Genomic DNA, 24,828 nt, shown 5'->3' with positions numbered 1-24,828 from the left:
TGGGGCTCGCATCAGTGGGTTTCTTCTCAGGCTTGCGCGAGCGGCTCTATTTGTAATCTCTCGGATCAACGCCCCACTTTTTGAGTCGAGACGCCAGGGTTGTGGGCTTCAACCCCAGCAATTGCGCAGCACCACCCTCGCCGGAGACTTTCCCTGCTGTTCGCTTGAGCACAGAGATCGCATTCAGTTTCATCTGCCGCTCCCAGTCTTTGTCGGCAGTCGGCTCGGGCTGGCATTGTGAAATTGAAGATACAGGGCCACTGGACGGGGCGCTTGGCACCAGAACCTCATGAAAGCTCACGCGACCATCTCGGGAGACTATGGTCTGTCGCTCAATCACATTTTGAAGCTCGCGAATGTTGCCTGGCCAGGCGTACTGCTGAAGCACCGCGACTTGGGTCAGCGACATGCGAATGCCCGGCTTGTTAAACGCCAGGCTAGCCCTTTCAAGAAAATGGCTGGCGAGCAACGGAATGTCCTCAAGTCGCTCCCGCAAGGGCACCGAGCGTATAGGGAACACATTCAAGCGGAAGTATAAATCTTCCCGGAACGCCCCTCGGGCGACCATATCGCGCAGGTCCCGATTCGTTGCGGCGATAACTCGAACATCAACGGCCCTGGTGCGATTGTCGCCTACAGGCTCAAACTGGCGGTCCTGTAGAACACGGAGCAACTTGCTTTGTAGCTCCAGCGGAATCTCTCCCACCTCATCGAGAAACAAGGTACCTCCGTCCGCCAACTCAAAGCGACCCACTCGGTTGCTGACCGCTCCGGTGAAGGCCCCTTTGAGGTGGCCGAAGAACTCGCTCTCGAACAATTCACGGGGCACCGCGGCGCAATTGACCCGAATCAGAGGGCGGTCGCGCCGGGGGCTGCTGGCATGAATAGCGCGAGCCACAAGCTCTTTACCCGTGCCTGACTCGCCGGTGACCAACACGTTGGCGTCGGTAGCTGCGACCAGGTCGATCTGCTGTAACAAATGCTTGACCGCTGGGCTTTCGCCGACGATCTCGTGGTGATTGCCGTGGGCGTTGATTTCCTCCTGCAGGTACTGGTTTTCCATCTCCAGCCGAGTCTTCAACTGCTCTACTTCACTTAGCGCATCGCGCAGGCGCGCTTCAGTGCGTTGTCGTTCGCGGATGTCCCGAAACAACACCACCGCCCCCACCAGCCTTCCCATCTCGAAGATTGGAGTGCTGGTGTACTCGACGGCGATTGGTTCGCCGCTCTTGTGCCAGAACACCTCGTGGTCCACGCGATGAACTTGTCCATCGCTGAACGAAGCATGAATGGGGCACTGATTGACCTCGAACGCACGTCCATCGCTATGGCTGTGGTGGAACAAGTGGTGGGCATCCTGGCCAATCATGTCGACGGCACTCCACCCCAAAATACGCTCGGCGGCGGGGTTGATGAACGTGGTCTGGCCCCGGGTATCGAGCCCATAGATGCCCTCGCCAACTGCGCCAAGAATCAGCCGGTTTTGCTGCTGGATGCGCTCGAACACCTGGCTGATCCGCTCCCACCCCACGTGGCCCAAACGGTGTTGCCGGCGCGCCTCAGCACGGTTACGGCGCTGCTCCAGAAGGTCGCGGCGCTGCACCGCCAGTACAATTTTCCCGCCCTCAACCGCGCTAGCCGAAACCTCCACCGCTATTTGCCGCAGTTGCAGATCCACCAGCAGCAGGTCGTCCGACCACGCTTCGCCTTGAGTCAGCACCTCATCCGTAAAGCTCACCCACAGTGCGATTCCCCCTCGCAGAAAATGGCTAAAGGCATGACCGGGCAGCTCATTCGCGGCGCAGCCCAGTAAATCAAGCGCGGCGTTGTTGGCTTGCAGTACCCGATCATCTACCGGGTGGATTAACAGCATGGCAACGGCGGAGTCGGCAGCGACTCCGAGGGCGACGGCGTCTGTCACTGATGGATATCCTCGAACTGATTTTCACGACATTTCGTGAACAATATTACGACCGTTCGTAATTTACGAAATTTCGTAAATAAACCTCGCCATCAAACAAAAAATAACTCAATAAAATCATGCAGTTACAAAAAGCAGGAGATTGGCACATCTCTCGCTATGGGTGTGTTCACCTTTAACCAGACTGCGGGAGCAGAAATAATGGACAAACTTGAAATGCATCACCTGATCATGGCCGCGAAAGCACGCAAGGGCCTGAGCTGGGATGATATTGCCAACGCAGTGGGCAAGGCCCCGGTATGGCTTGCATCAGTCTGCTACGGCATGAACAGCGCACCGCTGGAAGTGGCAACGCATCTTTGCGAGGTATTGGAGCTGGATGATCAAGTCGCCGCTACCTTAACCGCTTTCCCAGTCAAGGGTTGGGACAAGTCCATCCCTCAAGACCCGCTGATCTATCGACTGTACGAAGTCGTGGGCGTCTATGGCCCGACCCTGAAAGACGTTATCCAGGAAAAATTTGGCGACGGCATCATGAGTGCCATCGACTTTTCCATGCATGTCGAGCGAATCGAAGACCCCAAAGGCGACCGGGTTCTGTTGACCCTCAATGGCAAGTTCTTGCCATACCGTTCCTGGTAAATCCATCCAACCCTCGGCATCCCTCCGGGGGTGCCGCCTATTACCCGCAGTTGAGGGAGCCGCCATGTCTTATCTGCTACCCACCGATTTTGTCACCAAGATGCTCGATGCCGGCGCATCAAAGGTCCACATGTCCACTCGCGACACGCTGATCCGCAGCTATATGGCCGGGGCAATTCTGGCCCTGGCGGCCGTATTCGCAGTGACCATCGCAGTACAGACAGGCTCAGCCCTGCTAGGCGCAGTACTGTTTCCGGTTGGTTTTTCAATGCTCTACCTTATGGGCTTCGACCTGCTCACCGGGGTCTTCATGCTCACCCCACTGGCATTACTGGACAAACGTCCCGGGGTCACCGTTATGGGAATTCTGCGCAACTGGGGCCTGGTGTTCGCCGGCAACTTCGCCGGCGCCCTTACGGTCGCCTGCATGATGGCCTTCGTCTTTACCTATGGTTTCCATGCTTCCCCCGGTGCCGTGGGAGAGAAAATTGCCAGCATCGGTGAGGCCCGCACCCTGGGTTACGAGCAATACGGGCTGGCAGGCTGGTTGACGATCTTCCTGCGTGGCGTGCTGTGCAACTGGATGGTGTCGATGGGCGTGGTCGGCGCGATGATCTCCACCTCTGTGAGCGGCAAGGTGATCGCCATGTGGATGCCGATCATGCTGTTTTTCTTCATGGGCTTCGAGCACTCGGTCGTGAACATGTTCTTGTTCCCTTCCGCAATGATCATGGGCGGCGATTTCTCGCTCATGGACTACCTGGTGTGGAACGAAATCCCTACTGTACTGGGCAACTTGGTGGGCGGCCTGGCCTTCACAGGCCTGACGCTGTACGGCACCCACATCCGTACGGCCGCGAAGAAAGCCACCAGCGCAACAACCTGCTGAAGCGATAAAGAAGGCAGGCAGCCTCAGTCGCCGCCTGTCTCCTTCATATCCAGGACAAAAAAGAGGTTTTGCTTTGCACTGCTACTAACCCGAACATCGTTTACATTTCAGAACGGTGTCATGGCTTACAGACCAACGCTGGATTTCCCCTGACAAGCTGTTGCGAATTTACTTACAGTGAAATACTGTATGCACATACAGCAAAACAAGGAAACTCCTGTGTCCAGCACCGCCTCCGCCACCCCGAGCAGCTATGAACAGCTGGGTGTACGCATCCAGAAGATCATCAACAGCCCCACCGCCCAGCGCAGCCGTGCGGCGCTGATCTTCCGCCTGGAACAGGAAAGCCCGGATGACTGGGAGACCCTGCTTCAGGAGATCGCAGAAAACGACAACGTCACCCTCGCCCATCGCGACGATGGCGGTGTGCAGATTTTCTGGACCGTACCGAAGGAAGATTGACTGCGCATGAGAGTTTCGCTTTTCGCAGCAGCTTGCCTGTTACTGACCGCTCCGCTTGTTCAAGCCGACGCCCCGCGCACCTTCCAGGAGGCCAAGAAGGTCGCCTGGAAGCTCTATGCGCCGCAATCAACCGAGTTTTATTGCGGCTGTAAATACAAAGGCAACAAGGTCGACCTGGCATCTTGCGGCTATACCCCACGCAAGAATGCCCAGCGCGCGTCGCGCATCGAGTGGGAGCACATCGTACCCGCCTGGCAGATCGGCCATCAGCGCCAGTGCTGGCAGAGTGGCGGGCGCAAGCAGTGCTCGCAGCATGACGAAGTGTACCAACGCGCCGAAGCCGACCTGCACAACCTGGTGCCAAGCATCGGCGAGGTCAACGGCGACCGCAGCAACTTCAGCTTCGGCTGGCTACCAGAACAACGCGGCCAGTATGGCCGCTGCCTGACCCAGGTCGACTTCAAGGCCAAGAAGGTGATGCCGCGCCCGTCGATCCGCGGCATGATCGCCCGCACCTACTTCTACATGAGCAAGCAGTACAACCTCCGCCTGTCCAAACAGGACCGCCAGCTGTTCGAAGCCTGGAACAAGACCTACCCGCCGCAAGCCTGGGAGCGGCAACGCAACCAACAGGTCGCCTGCGTGATGGGGCGGGGAAACGCGTTCGTGGGGCCGGTCAACCTCAAGGCGTGCGGTTGATCCTCAGGCCAGCGTTTGTAAGTAGGCGCTGGCTTCCCGGTAACGGGCCAGCCGCGCCAGGTCGGCGGGGCCCGGACAGGGGATGCGCGAGAGATCACTGTTGTCGGCCAGATCGGCCAGCTTGACGGTGCGCGCCAGCGGGTCGTCGCCCAGGCGCATCACGAAATCCTGGTAAGGCTCGCCCTCGCGGCGGCTAAGCGCCAGCAACGCAGCCAGGATTTTCAGCGCGAAACCCTCACGCGCCAGGTCGGACAGGGTCAGCGGGGTGTCTTCGATCACATCGTGAAGCACCGCCACAATCCGCTGTTCAGGTGTGGAAACCCGCATCATCACGCGTAACGGGTGGAGGATATAAGCCGCCCCACCCTTATCGTATTGCCCTTCATGCGCCCTGGCGGCCACGGCAATGGCCCGCTCCAGTGTAGACATGAGGCCCTCCCCGTTTGGCAGCTACCACCCCAAGCATAGCCAAACTTGTGTGAACGGCGCCTGACACAAGCCTTGACTGCGGCGCCACTTTTACTGGCTTAGCGTGCTGCGCCGTGCTGGATGACCACCGAATCGGTACCCAGCTTGGCCATCACTTCGTCCCTGCGCGCCTGCGCTTCTTCACGGGTGGGGAACGGCCCCAGCAGCACCACCGGCTTGCCGTCGCGGTACTCCACCGAAGAGGGGATGCCCTTCTCGATCAGGCGCGCCGTCATGTCGCTGAGCGCACCCATATTGGCGCCCTGCACCACTTCCACGTCCCAACCCTGTGGCGCCGGCTGGTCTGCCAGCGCCTCGGCACGGCGCTGCAGGTCGGCTCCACCGCAGAGCTCACGGATACGCAGGTTGTTGCCGGTATCGTCGACGATGATGTCGTATTGGCCATCGCGCTTGATCGCCACGTAGCTGCGGTAGGCTTCGTACTGCCCGGCATCGTCCTTGCCGCGGACCTGACCGCAGATGGTGCCCTGGGTGTCGATCCGCACGTTGCCGAACTTGGCGGTCTTGGGGTTGTGCAGGTGTTCGGCCACCTGCTTGTGCACGCCTTCGACCTCGTTCTCACAGCCCGCCAGGGCGAGCACTGCCATTACCACAGCCAGTTTGCGCACGCGTGTACCTCCAGATTCGAAGGGGCGGATTCTAGCACGCCGGGGTATGCCCGGACCGCGACCAAACGTTACACGCTGCTTCGGGCGCAAATGCAAAAAGGGCGATCATTTCTGATCGCCCTTTTTCGATTTGGTAGGCACAATTGGACTCGAACCAACGACCCCCACCATGTCAAGGTGGTGCTCTAACCAACTGAGCTATGTGCCTGTCGTGTGGTGCGCATATTAGTGGCCCGATGCGTACCTGTAAAGCTTTTTTTTGAGAAAAATCAAAAACTTTCGAATGCAGGCGCTTCGCGTCCAGACCGCGGTTTTCCGGCACACGCGCAATGGACAATGAAAAAAGGGGTGACCCTTTCGGATCACCCCTTTTTCGATTTGGTAGGCACAATTGGACTCGAACCAACGACCCCCACCATGTCAAGGTGGTGCTCTAACCAACTGAGCTATGTGCCTGTCGTGTGGTGCGCATTCTACGCATTACAAAAACCCTGTCAACACTTTTTTTCGCGCTAACCTACTGAATCTTAAACTCTTTATAGAGAGGCTGGCTAAGGGGGGACCCGTAAAGGATTTTCACCAGACGACTAGCGGGTGTTTATTATTATTGATAGCATCGGTACATTCGTTAAAAATATAAAACACGAGGTTCCTGCAGCATGGCTAACACCCCCTACCCCCAGTCCTACTACGCCGCCTCGGCCAACCCGGTGCCGCCACGTCCGGCGCTGCAGGGTGAGGTGGAAACCGATGTGTGCATCATCGGTGCCGGCTACACCGGCCTGTCCAGCGCCCTGTTCCTTCTGGAGAACGGCTTCAAGGTGAGCATCGTCGAAGCGGCCAAGGTCGGCTTCGGCGCATCGGGCCGCAACGGCGGACAGATCGTCAACAGCTACAGCCGCGACATTGATGTCATCGAACGCACCGTCGGCCCCAAGCAGGCGCAACTGCTGGGCCACATGGCCTTCGAGGGCGGGCGCATCATTCGTGAACGCGTGGCCAAGTACAACATTCAGTGCGACCTGAAAGATGGTGGCGTATTCGCCGCCCTTACCAGCAAGCAGATGGGCCACCTGGAATCGCAAAAGCGCCTGTGGGAACGCTTTGGCCATAATCAGCTGGAGCTGATGGACCAGAAGCGCATCCGCGAAGTGGTTGCCTGTGACAGCTACATCGGCGGCATGCTCGACATGAGCGGCGGCCACATCCACCCGCTGAACCTGGCCTTGGGCGAAGCTGCCGCGGTCGAGTCGCTGGGTGGCATCATCTATGAGCAAACCCCGGCCGTGCGCATCGAACGCGGTGCCAACCCGGTCGTGCATACCCCGCAGGGCAAGGTCCGCGCCAAGTTCATCATCGTCGCCGGCAACGCCTACCTGGGCAACCTGGTACCCGAGCTGGCCGCCAAGTCCATGCCATGCGGCACGCAGGTGATCACCACCGAGCCACTGGGCGAAGAACTGGCACGCACTCTGCTGCCGCAGGACTACTGCGTCGAGGACTGCAACTACCTGCTCGACTACTACCGCCTGACCAGCGACAAGCGCCTGATTTTCGGTGGCGGCGTGGTGTACGGCGCACGTGACCCGGCCAACATCGAGGCGATCATCCGCCCGAAAATGCTCAAGGCCTTCCCGCAGCTGAAGAACGTGAAGATCGACTACGCCTGGACCGGTAACTTCCTGCTGACCCTGTCGCGACTGCCACAGGTTGGCCGGATCGGCGACAACATCTACTACTCGCAGGGTTGCTCGGGCCACGGCGTGACCTATACCCACCTGGCGGGCAAGGTGCTGGCCGAGGCCCTGCGTGGCCAGGCAGAGCGTTTCGACGCCTTTGCCGGCCTGCCGCACTACCCGTTCCCGGGTGGCCAGATGCTGCGCGTACCCTTCAGCGCCATCGGTGCCTGGTACTACAGCCTGCGCGATCGCCTGGGCTTCTGATTCAGGCGGCCCGCGCCCACAGGATTTGTGCTGCTTGCACAGTCCGTGTGGGCGCGGGCTTACCTGCGAAGGGCCGGCACTGGCAACGCTATTTGTTCAGGCTATTGACCGCCTGCTTCGCCGCACTCTCTTGCCCCGCCTTGGCCAGTTCATCCGCAGCGTGCAACCACCGCTGGCGATCAACCTGGGCCGGCAGTTGCCGAGGTGGCTGCACCAGCACCGCCCAACTCCCCTGCTTCTCCCACGCCGATGCAAAGTCATCGAATGCCATCACCTGCCGCCGGTGCATGCCCGAACGCAGCAGCACCCGCTGCTTGTACCGGTCATACCCCATCAACACCGCATAGCGCGGCTCGCTCCACCAGGCCGAACCTTCCTCGTAACGCAGCAGCACCGGGTTGCCCGCCGCCACCTGGGCCAGCAGCGCGTCCAGTTGCTTGTCCAGCGGGTACACCACCCTGCCGTAGTCCCGCGCCACACGGGGAATAGCGGTATCCAGCGTTTCGGCACCCTGAGGCAGGTTCAGCGGCTTATCCAGCAAGCCTGGCGTAATAGGTGCCCCCTGCTGCGACAGCACTGCCGCCAGCGCCATGGCCCCGCTGTGGTTGGCGTTGCCACGGTAGAACGGCACGCTGCTGATCTCGACCCGCTGCGGCAGGCCCTTGAGGTTGCCGGGCGGTGCGCTGGCGCAGCCGGCCAGGGTGGCAGCCAGCAGGCAGGCCGCCAGTAGCCGCCGGGGGGCAGCCTTGAAGGAATGTTGCTCCATGGACACTCGCTTGTTCCAACGCCAGGCAGGCAGCGCCCGGCTCTGGCCACCGATCATAGGTCCGACAGCGGCGCGGGTATAGTCCGACAGCGCCTTGGAGCGAATCGGCCCTAGAGATAGACCATTGTTCGATGGAACGTCACGGACGAAGGGCTAGACTAAAGCAGTGTCTGGAAGGTAAACGCGGGCCAATCAAGCGCTTGCCGCAGAGATGGAGGCACAGATGAGCCTGACCATGGCAATTCTCATGCTGGTAGGCATGTGGCTGAGCGTCGCAGCCGCCATGCTGTGGGGTGTACTGCGTATCGTGCGGCGTCACGCACACCATCACCACCTGCCCCCGCAGGCAACACCCAAGCCACAGCCAGCAAGGCGGGCGCGGCGGCATGTCGGGGTGAGCTAACCTCAGGATTTCCCGAAGCTTGATCACTGACAAGCCCGCTCCACAGGTATTTCGCGATGCCAGTATGGCTCGAGGTACCTGTGAAAGCGGGCTTGTTCACGAGGGGGCGCAGAACGCCCCTTTTTTACATCAGCCTTCAGCCGCCTCACGCTTCAAACGCGCTCGACGGGCCAGGATGTTGAGGACCTCGATAGCCGTCGAGAACGCCATGGCCGCATACACATAGCCCTTGGGTACATGGGCGCCAAAACCTTCGGCGATCAGCGTCATGCCGATCATGATGAGGAAGCCCAGCGCCAGCATGACCACGGTCGGGTTGTCGTTGATGAAGTTGGCCAGCGGATCGGCGGCCACCATCATCACGATCACAGCCGTGATAACGGCGATAATCATGATCGGCAGGTGCTCGGTCATGCCCACGGCGGTGATGATGCTGTCGACCGAGAAGACGATGTCCAGCAGCAGGATCTGGAAAATCGCCGCAGCAAAGCCCAGGGTAACCGTGGAGGAGACCTTGGCTTCCTCCTTGGCGCCATGCGGGTCGACGTTTTCGTGAATTTCCTTGGTCGCCTTCCACAGCAGGAACAGACCACCGGCAATCAGGATCACATCCTTCCACGAGAAGGCGTTGCCGAACACTTCGAACACTGGGTCGGTCAACTGGACGATCCAGGCCACGGTGCTGAGCAAGGCCAGTCGCATGACCAAGGCCATGCTGATACCGATACGCCGCGCCTTGGAGCGGTACTCCACCGGCAATTTGTTGGTCAGGATCGAGATGAAGATCAGGTTGTCGATGCCCAGTACAACTTCCATGGCCACCAGCGTAGCCAGGGCAACCCAGGCGGTAGGGCTAGCGGCGAGTTCCAGCAAATATTCCATTGTTCAAATCCTGCAGCAGCGGTTGGGGTCAGATTTCCTGGGTTTCTTCTTTCTTCTCGGCATCCTTGGGCTTCTGCCCTTCGCTGCCGATGGCTTCGCTCAGCGCCTGCTGGGCAGCCTTGTTGGTGTCGTCGATGGCCTGCTTGGCCGACTGCGCGGCCTGGTCGAGCATCTGCTGGGCGGATTTCTCGGCCTGGTCGCAGCCTGCCAGGGTGAACAGGGCCAAAGCCAGCACCAACGGGGTGCCAATGGATTTGAGTTGCAGCATGGTGTCCTCGCTTGAAATAACCCGGCGGCGCATGGCGCCTGATAGCCGTGCATTCTAGAGACGGCAATAGTTCAGGAAAATTCGTATTTTCATGGCATATACTTCGGTTTTTACGAATCGGAACGACCGACGGTGCTTAACTATCGCCAGTTGCATTACTTCTGGGCCGTGGCCAAGACGGGCAGCATTACCCGCGCCAGCCAACAGCTGAACCTCACACCACAAACCATTAGCGGGCAGATCACCCTGTTCGAGCAAACCTACGGCCTGGAACTGTTCCAGCGCGCCGGCCGGCAGCTGGAACTGACAGAAACCGGCCGTCAGGCCCTGGTGTATGCAGAGCAGATGTTTCAGATCGGCAGCGAGCTTGAAGCCATGCTGCGTGCCGGCCCTCAAGAGCAGATCCTGTTTCGTGTGGGGGTGGCTGACGTAGTGCCCAAATCCATTGTCTACCGCCTGCTGGCACCGACCATGGACCTGGAAGAGGTGCTGCGCATCAACTGCCGCGAGGACAAACTTGAGCGGTTACTGGCAGACCTGGCTATCCAGCGCCTGGACCTGGTGATTTCCGACAGCCCCATGCCTAACCACCTGGACATCAAGTGCTACAGCCAAAAGCTGGGCGAGTGCGGGCTGAGCTTCTTCGCCACCCCGGCGCTGGCACAACGGCTTGAAGGTCCTTTTCCAGCTTGCCTGCAGGATGCTCCGCTGCTGGTTCCCGGCCAGGAGACCGTGGTAAGCAGCCGCTTGCTGCGGTGGCTGGGCGAGCAGCAGGTGCAGCCACGGATCGTGGGGGAGTTCGATGACAGCGCCTTGATGCAAGCGTTCGGGCAGTCGGGCAGCGGCATTTTCGTTGCGCCCAGCGTAATCGCCGAGGAGGTGTGCCGTCAGTATGGCGTGCAACTGATCGGGCAAACCGAGGCCGTGCACGAATCGTTCTATGCCATTTCGGTGGAGCGCAAGGTCAAGCACCCAGGGATCGTGGCGATTACCGAGGGGGCGCGGCGGGAGTTGTTTCACTGGTAGCCGCAAAAGCCTGATTGACAAAGAACACGGCCCGACATGCGCTATAGGTGCTCTATGGTAAAGTCCGCCCTTTCCAGATTCCGAGATACCGCTGCACATGACCCCTTTCCTCCGCATCCTCAACCGCACCAGCCTGGTGACTCAGATCGTCATCGGCCTGCTCGCCGGCATCGCCCTCGCCCTGCTGGCACCTGCCATCGCCCGCGACCTGGCCTTTCTTGGCAAAGTGTTTGTCAGCGCCCTGAAGGCGGTTGCGCCCGTGCTGGTGTTCATCCTGGTCATGGCTTCGGTCGCCAACCATCGTCACGGCCAGGAAACCCACATTCGCCCGATCCTCTGGCTGTACCTGCTGGGCACCTTTGCCGCTGCAGTGGTGGCCGTGGTTGCCAGCATGCTGTTCCCCTCGCACCTGGCGCTAAGCACCAGCGAGGCCACGCTGAGCGCGCCAGGCGGCATCGCCGAAGTGCTGCAGAACCTATTGCTGAACGCGGTAGACAACCCGGTCAATGCCCTGCTCAACGCCAACTTCATCGGCGTGCTGACATGGGCCATCGGCTTGGGCGTGGCCCTGCGCCATGCCGGCGAAACGACCCGTACCGTGGTCGAAGACCTGTCCAATGGTGTAACCCTGATCGTGCGCGTGGTCATCCGCTTCGCCCCGCTGGGCATTTTTGGCCTGGTCAGCTCCACCCTGGCACAGTCTGGCCTGGACGCCCTGCTCGGCTACCTGCACCTGCTGGCGGTACTGATCGGCTGCATGCTGTTCGTGGCGCTGGTGATGAACCCGCTGATCGTGTTCTGGAAGATCCGCCGCAACCCCTACCCGCTGACGCTGCTGTGCCTGCGTGAAAGCGGCATTACCGCGTTCTTCACCCGCAGCTCGGCCGCCAACATCCCGGTGAACCTGGCGTTGTCGGAACGCCTTGGCCTGCATGAAGACACTTACTCGGTGTCGATCCCGCTGGGCGCAACCATCAACATGGCCGGTGCTGCAACCACCATTACCGTGCTGACCCTGGCCGCAGTGCATACCCTGGGTATCCAGGTGGACCTGCCAACTGCCGTGCTGCTCAGCGTAGTAGCGGCAGTGTGCGCCTGCGGCGCCTCGGGCGTGGCCGGGGGTTCGCTGCTGCTGATTCCGCTGGCGTGCAGCCTGTTTGGCATCCCAAGCGAAATTGCCATGCAGGTGGTTGCGGTGGGCTTCATCATCGGCGTGTTGCAGGACTCGGCCGAAACGGCGCTGAATTCTTCAACCGATGTGCTGTTCACTGCCGCGGCATGTCAGGCTCAAGAGCAGCGCCACGGCTAAGAGGGCCGGGGCCGCTTTGCGGCCCCAATTGCCTTACGCGATGGCATTACCTACCCTAGTGGCCTTTCCCCAGCCACGAGACAGGGCCATGTCAGAACACGAAACCGCAGGTGAAGGCCGCTTCAACAGCATCGAGATCCGCGTTCTCGGCTCGCTGATCGAAAAGCAGGCCACCAGCCCGGAAAGCTACCCGCTGACCCTCAATGCCCTGGTCCTGGCCTGCAACCAGAAGACCAGCCGCGAGCCGGTGATGAACCTCACCCAAGGCCAGGTCGGCCAAGCCTTGCGCGCCCTCGAAGGTCAGGGCATGACCCGCCTGCAGATGGGCAGCCGTGCCGACCGCTGGGAACATCGGGTAGACAAGGCACTGGAGCTGGTGCCAGCGCAGTTGGTGCTGATGGGCCTGATGTTCCTGCGGGGCCCGCAAACCCTCAACGAACTGCTGACCCGTAGCAACCGCCTGCACGACTTTGACGACACCGAGCAGATCCAGCATCAGCTGGAGCGCCTGATCTCGCGGGACCTGGCCTTGCACCTGCCACGCCAGGCCGGCCAGCGTGAAGACCGCTACACCCATGCTTTGGGCGACCCGGCGGAAATCGAGGCGATTCTTGCTGCACGGCAGCAGGAAGGCGGCGCGCGCACCACTGGCGGCAGTGTGTCAGAAGACCGCATCGAAGCCCTCGAAGCCCGCATTGCGGCGCTGGAAGCGCGCCTGGCTGAGCTGGAAGGCTGAGCCGTCACGGCTCGGGGTCGGGGAAATTGCGGCAGCTCTTGCGCTCGGCCAGCTCCCGGTCAGTGGGGCGCTGGTCGACGAACACAGCGCGACCGTCGGCGTAGATTTCCAGGTAGCCCCAGTGCAGGTCCTGCTCTTGCTGCCCGGGCTTTGGGGGGACTAGCCACCAGGGTTCGCGGCTGATCAGGGTCATGCGGGTGATTCCTGAGGGGTTTACGTGTAAGCATAGACACCCTCGGGTTGATGCTTTGCTTGTACCGGCCCTTTCGCGGCTAAAGCCGCTCCTACGACGGCCTGTGTCCAACCCCCGAGGTGTGTCCACCACCGATCTGCGTAGGAGCGGGTTTACCCGCGAATACGGTAGCGGCGGCAACGGTGAACGACGGGTGGAGACTGGCCAGCAGGGCCGGCCTCTTCGCGGGTGAACCCGCTCCTACGCGACGGCCTGCGTCCAACCCCCGAGGTGTGTCCACCACCAATCTGCGTAGGAGCGGGTTTACCCGCGAATACGGTAGCGACGGCAACGGTGAACGACGGGTGGAGACTGGCCAGCAGGGCCGGCCTCTTCGCGGGTGAACCCGCTCCTACACGACGGCCTGCGTCCAACCCCCGAGGTGTGTCCACCACCAATCTGCGTAGGAGCGGGTTTACCCGCGAATACGGTAGCGGCGGCAACGGTGAACGACGGGTGGAGACTGGCCAGCAGGGCCGGCCTCTTCGCGGGTAAACCCGCGCCTACGGGGATCTTCACAGTTTCAACAACTGCTCAGTCCTGTGAGGGCGGCTCTAACCGCGAAAGGGCCGGTACAGGCTTACGCCGGTGCCGAAGTCCGAATCAGGTGGTCAAAGGCCGCCAGCGATGCCTTGGCCCCCTCACCCACCGCAATGACGATCTGCTTGTACGGCACGGTAGTCACGTCACCTGCGGCAAACACACCCGGGATGCTGGTCTGGCCCTTGGCGTCGACAATGATTTCGCCACGCGGCGACAGCTCGACGGTGCCCTTCAGCCAGTCAGTGTTGGGCAGCAGGCCAATCTGCACGAAGATGCCTTCCAGTGCCACTTCGTGCTGTTCATCCGTGGTGCGGTCCTTGTAGCGCAGGCCGGTCACCTTCTCGCCATTGCCCAGCACCTCGGTGGTCAGCGCGCTGGTGATCACGTTGACGTTCGGCAGGCTGCGCAGCTTGCGTTGCAACACCGCATCGGCACGCAACTGGCTGTCGAACTCGATCAGCGTCACCTGGGCGACGATACCAGCCAGGTCGATGGCCGCTTCCACACCCGAGTTGCCGCCGCCAATCACTGCCACACGTTTGCCCTTGAACAGCGGGCCGTCACAGTGCGGGCAGTAGGCCACGCCGCGGCCGCGGTACTCCTGCTCACCCGGCACGTTCATTTCGCGCCAGCGGGCGCCGGTGGCCAGGATCACGGTCTTGGCCTTCAGCGAAGCGCCCCCCGCGAGGCGCACTTCGTGCAGACCACCCTCGGCAGCAGGAATCAGCGCTTCACCGCGCTGCAGGTTCATGATGTCGACGTCGTACTGTTTGACGTGCTCTTCCAGCGCCGTGGCCAGCTTCGGCCCTTCGGTTTCCTGTACCGAGATGAAGTTCTCGATGGCCAGAGTGTCCAGCACCTGGCCGCCGAAGCGCTCGGCGGCAACACCGGTGCGGATGCCCTTGCGGGCAGCGTAGATGGCAGCCGCGGCGCCAGCGGGGCCACCGCCGACGACCAGCACGTCAAAGGCTTCCTTGGCGTTGATCTTCTCGGCCTGGCGGGCGCCAGCGTTGGTGTCGATCTTGCCAATGATTTCTTCCAGGCCCATACGGCCCTGACCAAACACTTCACCGTTGAGGTAGATACTCGGTACCGCCATGATCTTGCGCGATTCCACTTCGTCCTGGAACAGCGCACCGTCGATGGCAACATGGCGCACGTTGGGGTTGAGTACCGCCATCAGGTTCAGTGCCTGGACGACGTCCGGGCAGTTCTGGCACGACAGCGAGAAGTAGGTTTCGAAGTTGAATTCACCTTCCAGGGCCTGGATCTGCTCGATCACTTCGGCACTGGCCTTTGACGGGTGGCCACCAACTTGCAGCAGTGCCAGCACCAGCGAGGTGAATTCGTGACCCATGGGGATGCCGGCGAAGCGCAGGCTGATATCGGCACCCGGGCGGTTCAGCGAGAACGAAGGGCGACGGGCATCAGTACCGTCCGCGCTGAAGGTAATGAGGTTCGACAGGCCGGCAATCTCCACCAGCAGGTCGTGCAATTCGCGGGACTTCGCGCCGTCGTCGAGGGAAGCAACGATCTCGATCGGCTGGGTGACCCGCTCCAGGTAGGTTTTCAGTTGCGATTTAAGCGTGGCGTCCAACATACGGGCGATTCCTTTTTCAAAACTCGGATACAAAAACGCCCAGGCGAGGTCGCCCGGGCGTTTGACGGGGCGGTAGGTACTTCAGCTTTGGCGGCTGCTTACCGCCCGCGTTATGGGCATGACCTTAGATCTTGCCTACGAGGTCCAGCGACGGCGCCAGAGTGGCTTCGCCTTCTTTCCACTTGGCCGGGCACACTTCGCCTGGGTGAGCGGCAACGTACTGAGCAGCCTTGACCTTACGCAGCAGTTCAGCAGCATCACGGCCTACACCACCGTCGTTCAGCTCGACAATCTTGATCTGGCCTTCCGGGTTGATCACGAAGGTACCGCGGTCGGCCAGGCCGGCTTCTTCGATCAGCACGTCGAAGTTGCGCGAAATGACGTGAGTCGGGTCACCGATCAGCGGGTATTCGATCTTGCCGATGGTGTCCGAAGTGTCGTGCCAGGCTTTGTGAGTGAAGTGGGTGTCGGTGGAAACACCGTAGATTTCCACGCCCAGTTTCTGGAACTCGGCGTAGTTGTCAGCAAGGTCACCCAGCTCGGTCGGGCAAACGAAGGTGAAGTCGGCCGGGTAGAAGAACACGACAGACCACTTGCCTTTCAGATCGGCTTCGCTGACCTGAACGAACTCGCCTTTGTGGTAGGCGGTGGCGTTGAAAGGTTTGACCTGGCTGTTGATGATTGGCATGAGAGACACTCCTTCATGGGGTTGGAATCAGTTGATGGATAGAATCCTAACTAATCATCCCGCTGAAGGCTCATTGGCAAAGCTCATGCTTTCGATTGGTTTTGGCTATAACCGGGGTTACTTAATAGAAGGGAACGGGCTGAGCAAAGGATTGCGGTCCTGAGCGCTGCACTGGCAAAGAAATGTAACAGCTCCCCATTCGGCATCACGGGCAAACGGGTCTAGGCTCAAGCCCATGTGATACCGGGCCCCTCTGACGGCTGCCAAGCCGCCATGTCGGATCACTGTTGCCTTGCAACGTCGACATTCAAGGAGGGGCTCATGACAGCTCTGCAAGCATTCCTCACAACACCTGTCCTCGGTACCAGCGCCTGGTTGTGGCTGGTGTTCATGGCCATCGTCATCGGTTTGTTGGTGCTCGACCTGGGCGTGCTGCACCGCCACGACCGGGAAATTGAAATGCGCGAGAGCCTGCTGCTGTATTCAGGCTATTTCAGTGTCGGTGTGCTGTTCGGCGCGGGGGTCTGGTACCAGTTGGGTGCGCAGTCGGCACTGGAGTTCTACACCGGTTTCCTGGTCGAACAGTCGCTGTCGATGGACAACGTGTTCGTCATGGCGATGATCTTCAGCTACTTCGCCATCCCCCGCCGCTACCAGCACCGCGTGCTGTTCTGGGGCATCCTGGGCGTGGTGTTCCTGCGGGCCATCATGATCGGCGTGGGCGCGGCGCTGGTACAGAACTTTGCCTGGGTTCTGTACATCTTCGGTGCCTTCCTGCTGTTTACCGGGGTGAAAATGGCGCTGTCGAAGGAAGACAGCCGCCCAGACCTGGCCAACAACCCGATCCTCAAGTTCGTGCGGCGGCACATGCGGGTTACCGACCAGATCCATGGCTCGCACTTCTTTGTACGCCACACCCCGGCCGGGCACAGCAAGGCGCTGCGTTATGCCACCCCGCTGTTTCTGGCACTGGTACTGATCGAACTGGCCGACCTGGTGTTTGCCGTCGACAGCGTGCCGGCGATCTTCGCCATCACCCAGGACCCGTTCATCGTCTACACCTCCAACATCTTCGCCATCCTCGGCTTACGCTCGCTGTATTTCGCGCTGGCGGCGCTGATGCACCGGTTCGTTTACCTCAAGTACGCACTGGCGCTGGTGTTGATCTTCATTGGCTGCAAGATTTTCTACCACGGCATGGTGGGCAAGGTGCCGGCGCTGCTGTCGTTGGGCGTGACATTCGGGTTGTTGCTGGGTGGGGTGGTGATTTCGTTGATCAAGACGCGGGGGCAGACGTTGAATAAAGACGACAAGACGATAGAAAAAGCAGCTAACGATAAGAAAACAACGGGACAAAAAAAGAATGACCCACAGTTACGGGTCTGAGTTGCAATCATTGCTTGATGATGAAGTAACCAACCGCTCCCCAAAGTGAGGCAATCAAGATCAACCAAAGGGCTGCTCCCATATCTCGCCTCAACTTTGGGGGAAAATTGTCAAGCTCCGCTTCGTTCAACCATCCGAGGCGTAAATGTAACCTTGGGAATGTGACCAAAGCGCTTACTGTACTCATCAGTAGGCATCGATGCCTTAGGTTTCGCCCGCCCCATACGGGTTTCATCTGCTCAAGATAGGGGTTGCTCGTGATCGCTGAAAGGGCGACATCAAAATCACTCGACAAAGCAATTTTCACATTGATAGCGATCCCCGCAAGGCCTAGGACGAAAGGCGCAATCAGGAATCCTATTTGCAACAATGGGGACCAATTGTCAAAGTCAATCATCAGTCACCTCATGAAGGAGTTCACCGGTCCGCTCTCCGAGGGCGCCAATACCAATAGCGCCTGCAGAAGAGGCTGCGCCAACGATCGCAATCCCGCACACTGCACCAAACCCACCGGTACCCACCGCAAAAATACCGCATAACGCAGCTGCTGCAGCACCTCCACCAGAGGCACCTACCAACCCTCCCGTTAGACCCCCTACAAAATTTCCCGCTTCAGTAAACCGAACCTTTCGACAAGCACGAGTCTCCCCGGCCCGACAGACTTCTTTTACTTTCAGATAAGACGAGGTCCCGCCCGGCCCAATCGCTGCATACCCTCCGTATTGCAGGTACTTACTTAACCGCGCCACCTTCTCAAGATGTGTCGCATACCCCGGAATCTGCCCCGGTCCGCCCGCTTTCGACCAATGGTGCACCAGGCTCTTGGTAGAGATATTCAAGCTCTTCTTCAGCCGCTCATAGCTCCCCAGATTCAGTTGCTTATTAAGCAACGCCGCTTTCAACTGGCCATCCAGTTGCTGCAACAACCGCCTGCGCTCGGCGAAGAAACCCGGACTATTCAAATGGCCATGGTGCATGAACTCACGCTGGTGCAATTGCTCGATGCTGGTCAAGGTATCGCTTACTTGTTTCAAGCCTTGATCCAGCATGTCCTTGCCCACGCCCATGGACAGACTGGCGTTGCTGAGCAAGCCGGCGATTTCGGCCTGGTGCTGCATCATGAAATCCGCTTCGACGTAGTCGAGTGCCTCCAGCGCACGCCGCGCATGCTGCGCAGCCGCCATAAGCTCTCCCTCTTCGCGCGTGCAGGCATTTCCATTGTCAGGATCACCGATAACGAAGATTTCCCCAGCTTTGAACCCTTGCGCATACGTGGGATTGAGCCGCTGTAACCGTGAGACCGGCAACGTGGAATCGTGACCGGCCAGTTGAAGCAGTATCTGGGGAAACGACATGCGTCGTGGAACCACGTAGAAGCCAGGCTCCAGCGAACCAGGCAGTGCACCTATTACCGGTTGGGAGAAGCGCTCGGGGTTGAAGGTGGGTGACAGCTCGGCAGCGTGGGTATTGGCACGCCCTGCAATGGAGTGCATGGAGGGCGGAGCCTCATACAAGGGCGCGACTACCCGGTTGGTGCCCGGCGAACAGCCACAGACAACCAACGCACCATCCATAGCCACCCGCTGGCCATCTGAAATAAAGTGATCCACACCTTCGGCGACAGTTCCCGCCTGCCCACAAAGAGGGCATGGCGTGGTGTGGTCGCCTTCACGGAGCACCATTCGGCCTTCGTCTAGATAGCCGGCCCCCGTCGCAATACAGACAGCACCCGTTGTGGTGACATCGCCATCTACCGCCTGACCTTTCCCCTCTAGATTGACGCGCATATATGAACTCCCTGTACTTGATTCAGGTTGGAAACCTATCACCAGCAAGGGAGATTCAAGTGGCCTCAGCCAAAATTCAGATACGTCCTACAAGTTGCAGGACTTTGCGCAATCACTGCAGGCGCGGGTTTGATCGCGAATGGGCCGGCGCAGGCTGACGCGTTCACCGCCCGCTACGCAACATCTCCACCGGCACATACTTGCCAATCTCGTATTTGCCAATCGCGGCCCGGTGCACTTCATCCGGCCCGTCAGCCAGACGAAGGGTGCGCTGCATGGCATACATGTAGGCCAGCGGGAAATCGCCGCTTACCCCTGCCCCACCATGTATCTGGATAGCCCGGTCGATCACGTTCAAGGCCACGTTCGGCGCCACCACCTTGATCTGGGCGATCTCGCTACGGGCCACCTTGTTGCCGACGGTGTCCATCATGTAGGCCGCTTTGAGCGTCAGCAGCCGGGCCATGTCGATTTCCATGCGCGAGTCGGCGATCTTGTCGACGTTGCCGCCCAAGCGTGCCAGTGGCCGACCAAAAGCAGTACGCTCCACCGAGCGCTTGCACATCAACTCCAGTGCGCGCTCGGCCATGCCGATCGAGCGCATGCAGTGGTGAATACGGCCTGGGCCCAGGCGGCCCTGGGCAATTTCGAAGCCGCGTCCTTCGCCAAGGATCACGTTTTCGTACGGCACCCGCACATTCTCGAAAAGGACTTCGGCATGACCATGGGGCGCATCGTCATAACCGAACACCGGCAGCGGGCGGACGATCTTCACGCCTGGCGTGTCGGTCGGCACCAGCACCATGGAATGCTGCTGGTGGCGTGGCCCTTCAGGGTCAGACAGGCCCATGAAGATCATGACCTTGCAGCGCGGGTCGCAGGCGCCGGAAGTCCACCACTTGCGGCCGTTGATCACCCACTCGTCACCGTCCCGTATGGCGGTAGCAGCCATGTTGGTGGCGTCCGAGGAGGCCACGTCCGGTTCGGTCATGGCAAACGCCGAGCGGATCTCGCCACGCAGCAGCGGCTCCAGCCACTGGCGTTTCTGCGCCTCGCTGCCATAGCGCACCAGTACTTCCATGTTGCCGGTGTCCGGCGCGGAGCAGTTGAACGGTTCCGGCCCGAGCAACGAGCGGCCCATGATTTCTGCCAGCGGTGCGTACTCCAGGTTGCTCAGGCCAGCGCCGTATTCCGACTCTGGCAGGAACAGGTTCCACAACCCTTCGGCCCGGGCCTTGGCCTTGAGCTCCTCCATGATTGCAGTGGGCTGCCAGCGGTCACCCTCGGCGACCTGGCGCTCGAACACGGCTTCGGCGGGGTAGACATGAGCGTCCATGAACGCAGTGACACGCTCGCGCAGTGCCTGGACCTTGGGCGAATAGGCGAAATCCATCTGGGCTACCTTCACAGTTCGGAGTACGTGGGGCAGAGCCTAGAGCAGCATTGCTCCATCCACCTAGTCTATTTTCCGCGTGTATAAACATTCATAACCGATATATGATCGGCCGATAATTCCAACAAAGAGCGGCGCCCATGAACCTTAGCAAGGTCGACCTCAACCTGTTCATCGTGTTCGATGCGATCTACACCGAAGCCAACCTGACCCGCGCCGGGCAGATCGTCGGCATTACCCAGCCGGCAGTGTCCAATGCCCTGTCGCGCCTGCGCGAAACCTTCAATGACCCGCTGTTCGTGCGTACTGCGCAAGGCATGGTGCCCACCCCCATGGCGCAGAACATCATCGGCCCGGTGCGCAACGCCCTGGCGCTGCTGCGGACCTCGGTGCAGGAAAGCCGCACGTTCAACCCGCAGCAGGCCAACAAGACCTTCCGCATCAGCATGACCGACCTGACCGAGGCGGTCATCCTACCGCCGCTGTTCCAGCGCCTGCGCCGCCTGGCGCCGGCCGTAATGATCGAGAGTTTCCTGTGCAAGCGCCGCGAGACCACCAAGGAACTCGCGGCCGGCCGCCTGGACTTTGCCATCGACGCGCCACTGAACACCGACCCGCAGGTGCGCCACATCAAACTGATGCAGGACCGCTATGTCTGCGCCCTGCGCCAGGGCCACCCGCTGGCCGACAGCAAGCTGAGCCTCGACAGCTACCTGGGCATGACCCACATCCATATCTCCAGCCGCCGCAACGGCCTGGGTTACGTCGACCTGGCGCTGGGCAAGATGGGTGTGCAACGCAAGGTCGCCCTGCGTTCGCAACACTACCTGATGGCGTCGCAGGTGTTGCAGCAGACCGACATGGCGATGACGGTTCCCGAGCGCTTCGCCCGTCGCCATCAGTTGCGTTATCAGGCGCTGCCGGTGGAGGTCCCTGCACTGGAAACTCACCTGTACTGGCATGAAAGCACCGACCAGGACCCGGCCAACCGCTGGATGCGCGAACAGATCACCGAATTGTGCGAGCGCGTGGTGGCAGAGGAAGAAAAGGCTCTGGAGCACGCCTGAAGGTGCCGGTGAGGTGCCATTAATGGCCCCTCACCAGGCAAAGTAGAAAATTCCATGAAAGATCTTCGATAGAGAATTTTTTTCTAAAACAATCGCGAATCGACCTGAGGGAAACGAAAAAAACACCGCTGCTGGCAGGTACGCTTACGTCAATGATCGCCGACTTCACGGCCACTGACACGGACCCGCCCTCAATGCCTAGCGCCCCACTCTACTTCGATTACGCCGCCACAACCCCAGTCGACGACCGGGTTATCGAAACCATGCTCGCCTGCCTGGGTAACCAGGCCAACTTCGGCAACCCGGCGTCCAGCGGCCACGCCTTCGGCCAGGCTGCACGGCACGCCGTGGAGCAGGCGCGCCAGCAAGTCGCCGAGTGCGTCGGCGCGCACGCCGAGCAGCTGGTATGGACCTCGGGCGCGACCGAGTCCAACAACCTGGCGCTCAAGGGTATTGCCCAAGGCATCGGCCAGCCCGGGCACCTGATCACCAGCCAGCTGGAACACAAGGCCGTGCTCGACACCGTGGCCGAGCTGGAACGCCAGGGCTGGGCCGTTACGCGCCTGGCAGCGGATGCCGAAGGCCTGATCCAGCCTGCAAGCGTGCAGGCAGCGTTGCGCGCTGACACCCGCCTGGTATCGCTGATGGCGGTCAACAACGAACTGGGCACGGTCACCGATTTTGCCGCGATCGGCGAGCAGGTGCGTGCCCACGGTGCGCTGCTGCACGTGGATGCCGCGCAGGCCGTGGGCAAGCTGGCTATCGACCTGCATACGATGGCCGTGGACCTGATGTCTTTTTCGGCGCACAAGGTCTACGGGCCAAAAGGCATCGGCGCGCTGTATGTCGGGCCGCGCGCCCGCGTGCTGATGCGTGCGCAGATGCACGGCGGCGGCCATGAGCAGGGCCTGCGTTCCGGCACCCTGGCGACCCATCAGATAGCGGGCATGGGCAGTGCCTTTGCCTTGGCCGGCCAACCTGGCGACAGCGAGCACCAGCGCCTTGAGCAACTGGCAAGACGCCTGCGCACAGGCCTGCTGGCCATGCCCGGCGTTACCCTGAACGGCTGCGCCAAGCAACGCATTCCCCATACCTTGAACCTGTGCATCGACAGCAAGGGCTTCAACAGCACGGCGCTGGCCGGCGAGCTGGCCTTGTCGACCACCTCGGCCTGCAACTCGGCGAGCAACGCTGCCTCGCATGTGCTGCTGGCACTGGGGCTGGATGAGCGTCAGGCTCGCAACAGTGTGCGTTTGAGCATCGGCCGTTTCAGCACCGAGGCTGACGTGGACAAGGCGCTCGAAGTGTTTGGCCGGGTGCTGGCGTCAGCATCGGCAGCACTGTGGTGACCACCTCGGCTGTTTTCGCCTTGCCTGACCTGCGTCTCAAGACTATTCGTACAGAGCCTAGAACAGGCGGCTGTCCGGCGTGAAATCCTCAACCTGGATTTTCGCGCTCTGCGCCTGCGGGTGCCGTGGGTTGAACAGGTAATTGGTGGTGCTGGGCATGATCGCGCTTGGCACCGGCAGCAGCAATGCCGAACAGTCATCCAGAAAGCGATTGCCCAGCGTACGGGTCAACTCAGGCTGAGCAGACCAGCCGGGCTGCAAAGCGGGCAACTGCGCCTGGGAAACCGTGTCGGGCAGTTCGATGCGCAGCAAGCGCATGGTGGTAGGGAAATCCTCGGGGTCGATCTCCAGGTGCACCAACACTTCCAGCATCGCCCCGGGAGGGCTGGTGGCGGCATACACCACCGGTCGACCCGCCTGATGCCAGCGGCCACTTACACGCAAGCCCCCCGTACCGCTCAAGTCTGCATAGGCGCTGATTCGCCACAAAATCACAGGCCATAGCCCTCGGCAATCTGCAGCAGCATTTCTTCGACCTGAGTGGTGCCTTGCTGGGTGGTGAGCATCTGCATCGGCGTCAGCCCCGAGAAGCGTTCCTTGGGCTTGGAAAGCCAGCGTTTGGCCTTGCCCGCTTCACCGAACACGGCCTCGGCCATGGCGGTGATGTGGGCCGAGCGGAACAGCCGATCGCTCTCATCCACGGTCAGCGGTTGGTCACGCTCGATACGGGATTTGAGGGTGCGCAGCGGAATGATCTGGTCGCGCTCCACCGGGGTGAGCACACCGCGTTCAGTCAGCTTTACCAACCAGGTGGCGGCAAAACCATCGGTGATGCGGGTGTGAATTTCGAAGTCGCTGGCAAGCTCGGGAATGTCCAGCAGCGCCTGCAGGCGCGCCCGGTACTCGTGGTAACCGTTGTCGCGAAGCACTTCGGCAAGCATGGCATGCTCCTTTTCGGCATTTGCCGACAAGTATGCGGTATATGCCGGGTCATTGCCAGTTTGCCTGGTCGGGCGGTCGACGTCAGGGCTTTGCCAGATTGACCGCCAGCATTGCCAGGGCCGCACAGCGGCCCCGGAAACCTCACAGAAAGGTGAACACCTGCGATGCCGGCAACCGCGACTTGTTCAGCCCGGCGTTGAAATCCGCCTCGCTGCGGTAACCCAGGCTCAGGATCACCACACTGGTGAACCCACGCTCACGCAAACCCAGTTCGGCATCGAGGACCTTACTGTCGAAGCCCTCGATCGGCGTGGCATCCAGCCCATGCGCCGCCGCACCCAGCAAGGCAGTACCCAGCGCCAGGTAGGTCTGCTTTTCCATCCAGTGCTGCACATCCTTCTGGTCGAAGCGGTGCAGGTTGACGTAGTGGCGGCGGCTCTGGTTTTGCCCGGCGCGCGCTTGCTCATCACGGAAACGGCCATCGGCGGCCTCTTGATCGAGCACGGCGTTCAGGTGTTCTTCAGTCATCTCGGTACGGGTGCAGAACACAATCACGTGCGAGGCATCGAGAAGCTTCTGCGTGTTGTAGGCATAACCCTCAGCAGTGCTCTTGGCCAGGCGGGCCTTGCCTTCGGCCGTGTCGGCGACGATGAAATGCCAGGGCTGGGAATTGACCGACGACGGGCTGTGGCGCAGTTGTTCGAGCAGGGCATCGACAGTGGCCTGGGGAATGCGGCGTGAGGCATCGTAAGCTTTGGTGGTGTAACGGCGCTTGGCCAGCGATACGGTATCCATGCG

General features: G+C 60.6%; 27 protein-coding genes and 2 tRNA genes. 12 read left to right on the top strand and 17 right to left on the bottom strand.

Annotated elements, in window-relative coordinates:
• Positions 1–46 precede the first annotated feature (46 nt).
• Positions 47–1,921, bottom strand: a complete 1,875-nt coding sequence (locus tag N5D53_RS06530) for a sigma 54-interacting transcriptional regulator (protein ID WP_190869120.1) — start codon at positions 1,919–1,921, stop codon at positions 47–49.
• Between the two features lie 201 nt (positions 1,922–2,122).
• Here N5D53_RS06530 and cynS point away from each other — a divergent pair, with 201 nt between their 5' ends.
• The 4 genes from cynS (at position 2,123) to N5D53_RS06510 (ending at position 4,613) form a co-directional block, all read left to right on the top strand.
• Positions 2,123–2,563 (top strand): cyanase, encoded by a 441-nt coding sequence (cynS, locus tag N5D53_RS06525; protein WP_104962069.1) that lies wholly within the window; start codon positions 2,123–2,125, stop codon positions 2,561–2,563.
• A gap of 64 nt (positions 2,564–2,627) precedes the next feature.
• Entirely contained in the window at positions 2,628–3,452 is an 825-nt protein-coding gene (locus tag N5D53_RS06520; RefSeq protein WP_104962070.1) for a formate/nitrite transporter family protein, read from the top strand.
• Positions 3,453–3,671: 219 nt separating this feature from the next.
• Entirely contained in the window at positions 3,672–3,914 is a 243-nt protein-coding gene (locus tag N5D53_RS06515; protein WP_004574330.1) for a DUF1654 domain-containing protein, read from the top strand.
• 6 nt (positions 3,915–3,920) lie between these two features.
• Positions 3,921–4,613, top strand: a complete 693-nt coding sequence (locus tag N5D53_RS06510; protein WP_104962071.1) for an endonuclease I family protein — start codon at positions 3,921–3,923, stop codon at positions 4,611–4,613.
• 3 nt (positions 4,614–4,616) lie between these two features.
• On the opposite strand, the gene N5D53_RS06505 is transcribed toward N5D53_RS06510, so the two are convergent.
• The 4 genes from N5D53_RS06505 to N5D53_RS06490 all read right to left on the bottom strand — a co-directional run bounded on the left by N5D53_RS06505 (position 4,617) and on the right by N5D53_RS06490 (position 6,166).
• On the bottom strand, positions 4,617–5,042 hold the full coding sequence (locus tag N5D53_RS06505) for a hypothetical protein (RefSeq protein WP_010953397.1): 426 nt from the start codon (positions 5,040–5,042) through the stop codon (positions 4,617–4,619).
• A gap of 98 nt (positions 5,043–5,140) precedes the next feature.
• Complete coding sequence (locus N5D53_RS06500) at positions 5,141–5,710, bottom strand: SPOR domain-containing protein (RefSeq protein ID WP_014591568.1); 570 nt, start codon at positions 5,708–5,710, stop codon at positions 5,141–5,143.
• 131 nt (positions 5,711–5,841) lie between these two features.
• Positions 5,842–5,918 (bottom strand) — tRNA-Val (locus N5D53_RS06495).
• A 171-nt stretch (positions 5,919–6,089) separates the two neighbouring features.
• Positions 6,090–6,166, bottom strand: a tRNA-Val gene (locus N5D53_RS06490).
• 203 nt (positions 6,167–6,369) lie between these two features.
• On the opposite strand from N5D53_RS06490, the gene N5D53_RS06485 reads away from it, so the two are divergent.
• The gene (locus N5D53_RS06485) at positions 6,370–7,653 is read left to right on the top strand and encodes an FAD-binding oxidoreductase (RefSeq protein ID WP_003250557.1); all 1,284 of its coding nucleotides are present in this window, start codon (positions 6,370–6,372) and stop codon (positions 7,651–7,653) included.
• 88 nt (positions 7,654–7,741) lie between these two features.
• Here the strand turns inward: N5D53_RS06485 and N5D53_RS06480 are convergent, their stop codons facing one another.
• Complete coding sequence (locus N5D53_RS06480; RefSeq protein ID WP_104962072.1) at positions 7,742–8,476, bottom strand: peptidase C39 family protein; 735 nt, start codon at positions 8,474–8,476, stop codon at positions 7,742–7,744.
• A gap of 166 nt (positions 8,477–8,642) precedes the next feature.
• On the opposite strand from N5D53_RS06480, the gene N5D53_RS06475 reads away from it, so the two are divergent.
• On the top strand, positions 8,643–8,822 hold the full coding sequence (locus N5D53_RS06475) for a hypothetical protein (protein WP_104887384.1): 180 nt from the start codon (positions 8,643–8,645) through the stop codon (positions 8,820–8,822).
• A gap of 129 nt (positions 8,823–8,951) precedes the next feature.
• Here the strand turns inward: N5D53_RS06475 and N5D53_RS06470 are convergent, their stop codons facing one another.
• Together N5D53_RS06470 and N5D53_RS06465 are read right to left on the bottom strand one after the other, a co-directional pair.
• The gene (locus tag N5D53_RS06470; RefSeq protein ID WP_003250551.1) at positions 8,952–9,704 is read right to left on the bottom strand and encodes a TerC family protein; all 753 of its coding nucleotides are present in this window, start codon (positions 9,702–9,704) and stop codon (positions 8,952–8,954) included.
• Positions 9,705–9,732: 28 nt separating this feature from the next.
• Positions 9,733–9,972, bottom strand: a complete 240-nt coding sequence (locus N5D53_RS06465) for a hypothetical protein (RefSeq protein WP_020191237.1) — start codon at positions 9,970–9,972, stop codon at positions 9,733–9,735.
• A 132-nt stretch (positions 9,973–10,104) separates the two neighbouring features.
• On the opposite strand from N5D53_RS06465, the gene nhaR reads away from it, so the two are divergent.
• The 3 genes from nhaR to N5D53_RS06450 all read left to right on the top strand — a co-directional run bounded on the left by nhaR (position 10,105) and on the right by N5D53_RS06450 (position 13,043).
• Positions 10,105–10,998 (top strand): transcriptional activator NhaR, encoded by an 894-nt coding sequence (gene nhaR, locus N5D53_RS06460; protein ID WP_004573709.1) that lies wholly within the window; start codon positions 10,105–10,107, stop codon positions 10,996–10,998.
• 97 nt (positions 10,999–11,095) lie between these two features.
• On the top strand, positions 11,096–12,307 hold the full coding sequence (gene sstT / locus N5D53_RS06455) for a serine/threonine transporter SstT (protein ID WP_190869119.1): 1,212 nt from the start codon (positions 11,096–11,098) through the stop codon (positions 12,305–12,307).
• Positions 12,308–12,395: 88 nt separating this feature from the next.
• Positions 12,396–13,043, top strand: a complete 648-nt coding sequence (locus N5D53_RS06450) for a DUF480 domain-containing protein (protein ID WP_104887383.1) — start codon at positions 12,396–12,398, stop codon at positions 13,041–13,043.
• 4 nt (positions 13,044–13,047) lie between these two features.
• On the opposite strand, the gene N5D53_RS06445 is transcribed toward N5D53_RS06450, so the two are convergent.
• From N5D53_RS06445 to ahpC, 3 genes are all read right to left on the bottom strand, one after another.
• Complete coding sequence (locus N5D53_RS06445) at positions 13,048–13,236, bottom strand: hypothetical protein (protein ID WP_003250541.1); 189 nt, start codon at positions 13,234–13,236, stop codon at positions 13,048–13,050.
• A 619-nt stretch (positions 13,237–13,855) separates the two neighbouring features.
• The gene (ahpF, locus tag N5D53_RS06440; RefSeq protein ID WP_014591572.1) at positions 13,856–15,418 is read right to left on the bottom strand and encodes an alkyl hydroperoxide reductase subunit F; all 1,563 of its coding nucleotides are present in this window, start codon (positions 15,416–15,418) and stop codon (positions 13,856–13,858) included.
• A gap of 124 nt (positions 15,419–15,542) precedes the next feature.
• Complete coding sequence (gene ahpC / locus N5D53_RS06435) at positions 15,543–16,106, bottom strand: alkyl hydroperoxide reductase subunit C (protein WP_003250537.1); 564 nt, start codon at positions 16,104–16,106, stop codon at positions 15,543–15,545.
• A gap of 321 nt (positions 16,107–16,427) precedes the next feature.
• Between ahpC and N5D53_RS06430 the strand changes: the two genes are divergently transcribed.
• Positions 16,428–17,492, top strand: a complete 1,065-nt coding sequence (locus tag N5D53_RS06430; RefSeq protein ID WP_064492460.1) for a TerC family protein — start codon at positions 16,428–16,430, stop codon at positions 17,490–17,492.
• A 7-nt stretch (positions 17,493–17,499) separates the two neighbouring features.
• On the opposite strand, the gene N5D53_RS06425 is transcribed toward N5D53_RS06430, so the two are convergent.
• The 3 genes from N5D53_RS06425 to N5D53_RS06415 form a co-directional block, all read right to left on the bottom strand.
• The gene (locus N5D53_RS06425; protein WP_054888684.1) at positions 17,500–17,889 is read right to left on the bottom strand and encodes a hypothetical protein; all 390 of its coding nucleotides are present in this window, start codon (positions 17,887–17,889) and stop codon (positions 17,500–17,502) included.
• A complete protein-coding gene (locus tag N5D53_RS06420; protein ID WP_190869118.1) occupies positions 17,882–19,279 on the bottom strand; it encodes a PAAR domain-containing protein in 1,398 nt (465 codons plus the stop codon). The genes N5D53_RS06425 and N5D53_RS06420 overlap by 8 nt, the downstream gene beginning before the upstream one ends.
• Positions 19,280–19,442: 163 nt before the next feature.
• Positions 19,443–20,672, bottom strand: a complete 1,230-nt coding sequence (locus N5D53_RS06415) for an acyl-CoA dehydrogenase (RefSeq protein WP_020192828.1) — start codon at positions 20,670–20,672, stop codon at positions 19,443–19,445.
• 140 nt (positions 20,673–20,812) lie between these two features.
• Between N5D53_RS06415 and N5D53_RS06410 the strand changes: the two genes are divergently transcribed.
• Both N5D53_RS06410 and N5D53_RS06405 read left to right on the top strand, forming a co-directional pair.
• Complete coding sequence (locus N5D53_RS06410) at positions 20,813–21,739, top strand: LysR family transcriptional regulator (RefSeq protein WP_104962078.1); 927 nt, start codon at positions 20,813–20,815, stop codon at positions 21,737–21,739.
• Positions 21,740–21,933: 194 nt separating this feature from the next.
• A complete protein-coding gene (locus tag N5D53_RS06405) occupies positions 21,934–23,088 on the top strand; it encodes an aminotransferase class V-fold PLP-dependent enzyme (RefSeq protein ID WP_129934025.1) in 1,155 nt (384 codons plus the stop codon).
• 57 nt (positions 23,089–23,145) lie between these two features.
• On the opposite strand, the gene N5D53_RS06400 is transcribed toward N5D53_RS06405, so the two are convergent.
• The 3 genes from N5D53_RS06400 to N5D53_RS06390 all read right to left on the bottom strand — a co-directional run bounded on the left by N5D53_RS06400 (position 23,146) and on the right by N5D53_RS06390 (position 24,825).
• The gene (locus tag N5D53_RS06400) at positions 23,146–23,583 is read right to left on the bottom strand and encodes an RES family NAD+ phosphorylase (RefSeq protein WP_003250527.1); all 438 of its coding nucleotides are present in this window, start codon (positions 23,581–23,583) and stop codon (positions 23,146–23,148) included.
• On the bottom strand, positions 23,580–24,029 hold the full coding sequence (locus N5D53_RS06395; protein WP_003250525.1) for an antitoxin Xre/MbcA/ParS toxin-binding domain-containing protein: 450 nt from the start codon (positions 24,027–24,029) through the stop codon (positions 23,580–23,582). Before N5D53_RS06395 ends, N5D53_RS06400 begins: the two co-directional genes overlap by 4 nt.
• 142 nt (positions 24,030–24,171) lie before the next feature.
• A complete protein-coding gene (locus tag N5D53_RS06390) occupies positions 24,172–24,825 on the bottom strand; it encodes an oxygen-insensitive NAD(P)H-dependent nitroreductase NfsB (protein WP_014591578.1) in 654 nt (217 codons plus the stop codon).
• Positions 24,826–24,828: the final 3 nt, after the last annotated feature.

This window comes from Pseudomonas sp. GD03862, from assembly GCF_029840855.1.
Taxonomy (GTDB): Bacteria; Pseudomonadota; Gammaproteobacteria; order Pseudomonadales; family Pseudomonadaceae; genus Aquipseudomonas; species Aquipseudomonas alloputida.
Note: the sequence above shows the minus strand (reverse complement) of the source record. Positions and strands in the feature narration are given on the sequence as shown.

Excerpts from the sequence above, each read along its gene's own strand:
- cynS (WP_104962069.1), top strand. The coding sequence starts at position 2,123 with ATGGACAAACTTGAAATGCATCACCTGATCATGGCCGCGAAAGCACGC.
- N5D53_RS06520 (WP_104962070.1), top strand. The coding sequence starts at position 2,628 with ATGTCTTATCTGCTACCCACCGATTTTGTCACCAAGATGCTCGATGCC.
- N5D53_RS06510 (WP_104962071.1), top strand. The coding sequence starts at position 3,921 with ATGAGAGTTTCGCTTTTCGCAGCAGCTTGCCTGTTACTGACCGCTCCG.
- N5D53_RS06505 (WP_010953397.1), bottom strand. The coding sequence starts at position 5,042 with ATGTCTACACTGGAGCGGGCCATTGCCGTGGCCGCCAGGGCGCATGAA.
- N5D53_RS06485 (WP_003250557.1), top strand. The coding sequence starts at position 6,370 with ATGGCTAACACCCCCTACCCCCAGTCCTACTACGCCGCCTCGGCCAAC.
- N5D53_RS06480 (WP_104962072.1), bottom strand. The coding sequence starts at position 8,476 with ATGATCGGTGGCCAGAGCCGGGCGCTGCCTGCCTGGCGTTGGAACAAG.
- N5D53_RS06475 (WP_104887384.1), top strand. The coding sequence starts at position 8,643 with ATGAGCCTGACCATGGCAATTCTCATGCTGGTAGGCATGTGGCTGAGC.
- N5D53_RS06470 (WP_003250551.1), bottom strand. The coding sequence starts at position 9,704 with ATGGAATATTTGCTGGAACTCGCCGCTAGCCCTACCGCCTGGGTTGCC.
- N5D53_RS06465 (WP_020191237.1), bottom strand. The coding sequence starts at position 9,972 with ATGCTGCAACTCAAATCCATTGGCACCCCGTTGGTGCTGGCTTTGGCC.
- sstT (WP_190869119.1), top strand. The coding sequence starts at position 11,096 with ATGACCCCTTTCCTCCGCATCCTCAACCGCACCAGCCTGGTGACTCAG.
- N5D53_RS06450 (WP_104887383.1), top strand. The coding sequence starts at position 12,396 with ATGTCAGAACACGAAACCGCAGGTGAAGGCCGCTTCAACAGCATCGAG.
- N5D53_RS06445 (WP_003250541.1), bottom strand. The coding sequence starts at position 13,236 with ATGACCCTGATCAGCCGCGAACCCTGGTGGCTAGTCCCCCCAAAGCCC.
- ahpF (WP_014591572.1), bottom strand. The coding sequence starts at position 15,418 with ATGTTGGACGCCACGCTTAAATCGCAACTGAAAACCTACCTGGAGCGG.
- ahpC (WP_003250537.1), bottom strand. The coding sequence starts at position 16,106 with ATGCCAATCATCAACAGCCAGGTCAAACCTTTCAACGCCACCGCCTAC.
- N5D53_RS06430 (WP_064492460.1), top strand. The coding sequence starts at position 16,428 with ATGACAGCTCTGCAAGCATTCCTCACAACACCTGTCCTCGGTACCAGC.
- N5D53_RS06425 (WP_054888684.1), bottom strand. The coding sequence starts at position 17,889 with ATGATTGACTTTGACAATTGGTCCCCATTGTTGCAAATAGGATTCCTG.
- N5D53_RS06420 (WP_190869118.1), bottom strand. The coding sequence starts at position 19,279 with ATGCGCGTCAATCTAGAGGGGAAAGGTCAGGCGGTAGATGGCGATGTC.
- N5D53_RS06415 (WP_020192828.1), bottom strand. The coding sequence starts at position 20,672 with ATGGATTTCGCCTATTCGCCCAAGGTCCAGGCACTGCGCGAGCGTGTC.
- N5D53_RS06410 (WP_104962078.1), top strand. The coding sequence starts at position 20,813 with ATGAACCTTAGCAAGGTCGACCTCAACCTGTTCATCGTGTTCGATGCG.
- N5D53_RS06405 (WP_129934025.1), top strand. The coding sequence starts at position 21,934 with ATGCCTAGCGCCCCACTCTACTTCGATTACGCCGCCACAACCCCAGTC.
- N5D53_RS06395 (WP_003250525.1), bottom strand. The coding sequence starts at position 24,029 with ATGCTTGCCGAAGTGCTTCGCGACAACGGTTACCACGAGTACCGGGCG.
- N5D53_RS06390 (WP_014591578.1), bottom strand. The coding sequence starts at position 24,825 with ATGGATACCGTATCGCTGGCCAAGCGCCGTTACACCACCAAAGCTTAC.